Raw genomic sequence first — 5,636 nt, 5'->3', positions numbered from 1 at the left:
TCGAAAGACCCGAATTCCTGCTGCACTTTCAGGAAAGCTTTCGCATTCTGAACCACAGATGCGATCTTCAATCGATTGCGCACRATCCCAGGATGCAGCAGAAGCTCAGCCAGTTTCTTATCATCATATTGCATGATAATTTCCGGATCAAATCCATCAAATACTTCCCGATAACCATCACGCTTCTTCAGTATCGTATACCAGCTTAATCCAGCTTGCGCCCCTTCCAGATTAAGCATCTCGAACAATTTGCGATCATCATGGACTGGAACTCCCCATTCATGATCATGGTAATTAACATATAACGGATCCTCATTGACCCAAGAGCATCTGACCGTCATTTTATATACTCACCTCATCTATAAATCGAACATTTGTTCTATTTTATTATAGAGCCAATGCGAACAGATGTCCAGTTTCAATTAACCATGGGTAAGCAGATTGTAAAATCGTTTCGTATTGTGCAAGATCGTTTCTGCCACGATGTCTGCCTCCACATCATGTAGAAGTGAAATCTGCTCAATGACCGCATGAATCATACGTGGATACGTCTCCTGCCCCTCGAAGATTCCCTCGAACGGCCAAGGTCCGTCTGTTTCGACCATCAGCTGTTCAAGCGGATAACTTCGTACGAGCTCGCGGATTTCTTCTTCATAGAGAACATCCGGCGTGATCGAAATATAGTATCCAGCCTGAATCATGCGCTGTACGGTCTGAGGCGACCCTTTAAACCAGTGAAAATGCGCCTTCTGAATACCATGTTTCTCTAGAAGATCACACACAATCTCAGCATCTTCATAAACAGCATGCAGAACGACAGGTTTTGCTAACTTTGCTGCGAGTTCCAGAAAACGTTCAAGCAGTTGAACATAAGGGGTATAATCAAGTTGTTCCCCTCTCTCTTCCGCTTCGAGCCTCCGATAGTATGGCAAGCCGATCTCACCAACTGCGACCATGGCATTCGTATGCGCGCTTATCCACCCTAATAATTCCTCAAGCTCAGCTTCAGGAGGAATCACTTGCTCGGGGTGATAGCCATAAGCAGCATACACCTGCTCTGGCGCTTGTAAGCTCAGCTTCTCCGTCGCCTCACAGGATGCCAAATGTCTGGAGACCGCGATGAGCGCCTCGACTTGAAACAGAGCTAGCTCGGATAAGATCTTCTGAGCATTCGTTTCTTCATACATATCAAGATGAATATGTGCATCAATAGCTTTTTTAGTAGTCATGATAGAATCTCCTGACGCAATAGGCCCTGAATATGCTGTCGCAGCTCGTGAAATTTCGGGTCCATCATCACTTTTTCATGTCGTGGCCGCTCAAATGGTACAACAAATTCCTCGATCACTTGTGCAGGCTTGTTCGAGAGAACATAGATGCGATCCGATAGGAATATCGCCTCTTCAATGCTGTGCGTCACAAAGAGAATGGACCGTTTGTTTTGTTCCCATATATTCAGCAGCCATGACTGCATCGCTTGCCGTGTTAATGCGTCCAAAGATCCGAACGGCTCATCAAGGCACATGACTTCTTGGGGGCTTAGCAGCGCTCGCAAGAACGAAACGCGCTGCTGCATGCCTCCTGACAACACATGCGGAAGCTCATGCTCATAGCCACCTAGGCCAACCTTAGGCAGCCATTCTCTAGCTTTGTCCAAAGCGGCAGCACGCGAAACCCCTGCAACTTCTTGCGAAAGCGCTACGTTCGCTTCAATGGAGCGCCAAGGGAACAACGCCGACTGCTGCGGCATATAGCTGATCAGTCCTTTGGTTCCAGTCACGTTCGAGCCATCCAACCAGACCTCACCTCCGGAAGGAGTGATGAGCCCGCCAATAATGTGAAACAATGTGCTTTTCCCACTTCCGGATGGCCCGATAATGGAAACGAACTCGCCCTCTTTGACATGCAGCGTGACATCTTTCAGCACGGGGACACGCTGTTTTTTGCCAGCGAACGTGTGATGTATCCCTTTCAGCTCTAGTTTGCTCAACTTCTTTTCTCCCCTTCCTTAAGACGATCGTTTCGCGTTCCACCGAACAACGATCTTTTCAAGCCCGGCAATAAGCCAAAAGAATATCAAACTAAGTACAACAATGATGATAATAGCAACGAATTCGCGATCTGCGCGAAAGCCCGATTTCTGCAAAATCATATAGTACCCCAGGCCGACACCGCCGCCGAGCCACTCTGCGATAACAGCCCCCATTACGCTGTAAGTAGCGGAAATTTTGAGCCCTGTAAAGAGAAAAGGGAGTGCATGCGGCAGCTCTAATTTATAAAAAATCTGCCGCCTGCTTGCGCCAATCATCTGCATATAGTTGTACATGTTTCGGTCTGTCTGCATAAAGCCGTCCAGCGTCGACATGGTGACAGGAAAGAAACAAACAAGTGCGATTAAGATAATTTTAGGTACAATGCCGAAACCAAATAAAATAATTAGAAGCGGTCCCAGCGCAATAACCGGGACATTTTGTGACAGAATGAGGAGCGGATAGAATCCAGCCTTCAGAAAAGGCACGCGATGCAAGCAGCTTGCAACGATAACGCCTCCCGTTACACCAACAGTAAACCCTATTAACATTAAACGTACTGTAGCAAATGTATGCATCCATACCCGTGCCATGTCCGTAGTCCCGTCCTGCCAGATCTTGAGCGGACTGGGAAGCAGCCAGCTTGCCGTTCCTCCCCAAGTTACCGCAAGCTGCCAAATAAGCAAGAGAAGGATGACCACAACAATCGGTGGCCACCCTGCTTTCAATCCGTTCTTCAGTTTCATTATCTGTATTTCTCCGTCAGTTTGTCCATCGATGCGCCAGACGGGTTAAAATATATTTTCACTTGCGAGATAACGTTAGGGCTGCCCATCTCAATCATCGCTGCGTTCATATCTTGAATGATGAGCATAAGCTGATCGAGCTCCCCTTCCATCGTCGTCTCGAGCGGGGAAACGAAATATTTCACGCCTGACTTGGCGATGACTTCAATCGCTCGATCTACATAAGGGATAACATCTTCACCGTTTTTTGTTTTAGGAATAATTTGAATACTTACAAGTGCGTTAGCCATAGTAAAAACCCCTTCCGAGTAATAAAGTTATTTCGTGCTTGCTGGCAAGAAATTGTTCGTAAACGCTGCGTCTACATCGAGATTTTTCTCTAAAAGTTTATGCTCCAACATCCAGTTCGCATAATTTTCCCATACTTGACGTTTTTGTTCGCCCCAACGAGGTGCATCATCCTGATAACGCGGACTTAGCCATTTTTGACTGGCCATCACGAGTTTTGCATCCAAATCAGGAACCGCTTTGATCAGAATATTAGCGGCATCCTCAGGTTTGCTGATCGCGAATTGATAACCCTTGGCTGCAGCGGCCGTGAACGCTTTAACTAGTTCTGGCTTCTCTTTAATCAGCTTTTCGTTGGTAGCCAATACTGGTGTATAGTAGTCCAGTTTATCCGAATATTTGTTCAAATAAATCATATTCAGCGGCTCTCCGCGAAGCTCGGCGTCCACACCTGTCCAAGCATAGTAGATCCATGCGAAGTCGATATCTCTTTTGACCGCCGTGAAGTAATCAGCATCCCCGATATTCACGATCTTCACTTTGCTTGGATCGGCTTGCTCAGATTGCATCAGAGAGTCGATCATTGCACTTTCAGCAGGGGCTCCCCAGCCACCATACGTTTTTCCTTGAAAATCCTTAGGCGTCTTAATGTTCTTCGCTACCGGAGAAGCAAATCCCGATGTATTGTGCTGAATGACTGCAGCAATGGAAACGAGCGGTACACCTTGAATGCGTCCTTGTGTGATGCTTTCTTGGTAGGAGACGCCGAATTCAGCCACCCCTGAAGCAATCATGGCATCCGCTCCAGCTTCGCCAGGCGCAATGATTTGTACATTAAGTCCTTCTTGTTCAAAAAAGCCTTGGTCTTTCGCCACATACAGACCCGTATGGTTCGTGTTCGGCGTCCAGTCCAGGACAACCTTCACATCCGTAAGCGGTTTGGCCGAGGTGGCCGGGCTAGCAGGATTGGCCGGTTTAGCCTCTTGTTTCCCACATCCTGCTGCAAGAACAGTCAAGCTCACGAGCATGAGTGGTGTGATTTTTTTCCAGTTCATTTCTTGTTTCCCTCTCCCTTATATCTATGTAACCACAAGAAAAAGCTCCCGTTATCCGGGAGCGCCATTGGTAGAAAAATGATAAACCCATACAAAATTAATAAAATGGACAGGCATTTTGTGTGAATTCTCTACGCTGGCATTACCCAGATCAGATTAACGGTTAGTGACATTTCGGTCACAATCTCAGCCTGACTACTCAAGCTCCCGTGGGTTCTTATTGGTTTGATATTACCATACCGCATGTTCGCTATGAATGCAAACAAAAACCACCAATCCGTTTCGCAGAAATCTCGGTAGTTGTCACATTCATGTTATAACGCCTTATCCGTAGGCTAATTAACAAGCCAATCTTTCACTTGTGAGCCCAGCCGCTTCGCATCCTGATAACCAAGTTCATGTAAAGCTTCGAGTTTCCCGGGATTTTTCTCCATCCGGCCTACCAGTACTTTGGACGAAGGTCGAATTACAATTGCGCTGCCATCGGCTTCCATTTGCCTAACGAGCTCTAGCGTGCCATTGTAGATTTCACTGCGATTCACTAGCACATCAACGAGACCATCATACTGTGGGTAAAAGCTTTTAGCTAACCAACGCTGTTTAAAAGGAGTCTTGCGATAACCTATTTCTTTGGTTAAGACGATGATATGTTTTCTGTTCCCATCTGCGACCGATTTCTTCACAGGGATAGGATCTACCAAGCCGCCATCAAATAATGTACGGCCATCATAATGAATAGGCTGCGCTACAAACGGCAGTGAACTTGATGCTTGAACGATCGGCATCGTCTGTTGGTCGAGCTGATGTTTCGTATAATAAACCGGTTCACCTGTATGCGCATCGGTAGTCCCAATCGCGAATTGCTGAGGTGAACGATAGAAAGCATCGTAATCAAATGGCACTAATTTATTTGGCAGTTCATTGAATATGAAATCCATTCCAAATATGCTCTTATGGCGCAATAAATTGCGATAGCTTAAATAACGATGATCTCCGATATAGTCAATGGTCACTTTCTTATTACGACCAGGTTGTCTGGAAATATACGATACCGCGTTGCAAGCCCCCGCTGATACACCAACCACATACGGAAAATACCAATCTTGCTCCATAAAGTATTCCAAGACTCCCGCGGTATATACGCCTCGCATACCCCCGCCTTCCAGTACGAGTCCAATTCCTTCCATGGTGACACCTACTTTCTGTCTATCTCTCTAGCCCTTTATTAGCATACAGGAAATGTCAATTAAAATAAATGCTCCTCCGTCTCCGTAAAAGAGACAAAGAAGCAGGTTCAAGCCATTTTTTTATATGGATTCGGGAATTTCTCCTGATAATCCGAGTTTTTGACCAAATTTCCGAATGCCTATAATAAAAGGCTGCTCGCAGGTCTTACATGACCTTTTGAACAGCCTTACCACTTTTAACTATGAGTTGTTTTTGCTAATGTTATTTAAGCTAGGCGGGAATTCAGCAGCATTTTGCTTCGTTAACGTCTGAGCTTCTTCCATTAAGGA

General features: G+C 46.0%; 7 protein-coding genes. All 7 read right to left on the bottom strand.

Annotated elements, in window-relative coordinates; translation table 11 throughout:
- On the bottom strand, nt 1-341 hold a 341-nt coding region (locus tag AC1DUA_RS20790; protein ID WP_477501584.1), incomplete at its 3' end, for a DNA-3-methyladenine glycosylase I.
- A gap of 81 nt (nt 342-422) precedes the next feature.
- Nucleotides 423-1,229 carry a TatD family hydrolase gene (locus tag AC1DUA_RS20785; protein ID WP_477501583.1) on the bottom strand — a complete coding sequence of 269 codons (807 nt, stop codon included), beginning with the start codon at nt 1,227-1,229 and terminating at the stop codon, nt 423-425.
- Entirely contained in the window at nt 1,226-1,990 is a 765-nt protein-coding gene (locus AC1DUA_RS20780; RefSeq protein WP_477501582.1) for an ABC transporter ATP-binding protein, read from the bottom strand. Before AC1DUA_RS20780 ends, AC1DUA_RS20785 begins: the two co-directional genes overlap by 4 nt.
- A gap of 18 nt (nt 1,991-2,008) precedes the next feature.
- Nucleotides 2,009-2,776 (bottom strand): ABC transporter permease, encoded by a 768-nt coding sequence (locus AC1DUA_RS20775; RefSeq protein ID WP_477501581.1) that lies wholly within the window; start codon nt 2,774-2,776, stop codon nt 2,009-2,011.
- Nucleotides 2,776-3,066, bottom strand: a complete 291-nt coding sequence (locus AC1DUA_RS20770; protein ID WP_127456450.1) for a thiamine-binding protein — start codon at nt 3,064-3,066, stop codon at nt 2,776-2,778. Before AC1DUA_RS20770 ends, AC1DUA_RS20775 begins: the two co-directional genes overlap by 1 nt.
- Before the next feature lie 27 nt (nt 3,067-3,093).
- The gene (locus AC1DUA_RS20765) at nt 3,094-4,119 is read right to left on the bottom strand and encodes an ABC transporter substrate-binding protein (RefSeq protein WP_477501580.1); all 1,026 of its coding nucleotides are present in this window, start codon (nt 4,117-4,119) and stop codon (nt 3,094-3,096) included.
- 335 nt (nt 4,120-4,454) lie between these two features.
- A complete protein-coding gene (locus tag AC1DUA_RS20760) occupies nt 4,455-5,306 on the bottom strand; it encodes a patatin-like phospholipase family protein (protein ID WP_477501579.1) in 852 nt (283 codons plus the stop codon).
- Nucleotides 5,307-5,636: the final 330 nt, after the last annotated feature.

This window comes from Paenibacillus sp. 01T422, from assembly GCF_056398785.1.
This window is presented reverse-complemented; position numbering and strand designations above follow the sequence as displayed.

Excerpts from the sequence above, each read along its gene's own strand:
- AC1DUA_RS20765 (WP_477501580.1), bottom strand. The coding sequence starts at position 4,119 with ATGAACTGGAAAAAAATCACACCACTCATGCTCGTGAGCTTGACTGTT.
- AC1DUA_RS20770 (WP_127456450.1), bottom strand. The coding sequence starts at position 3,066 with ATGGCTAACGCACTTGTAAGTATTCAAATTATTCCTAAAACAAAAAAC.
- AC1DUA_RS20760 (WP_477501579.1), bottom strand. The coding sequence starts at position 5,306 with ATGGAAGGAATTGGACTCGTACTGGAAGGCGGGGGTATGCGAGGCGTA.
- AC1DUA_RS20785 (WP_477501583.1), bottom strand. The coding sequence starts at position 1,229 with ATGACTACTAAAAAAGCTATTGATGCACATATTCATCTTGATATGTAT.
- AC1DUA_RS20775 (WP_477501581.1), bottom strand. The coding sequence starts at position 2,776 with ATGAAACTGAAGAACGGATTGAAAGCAGGGTGGCCACCGATTGTTGTG.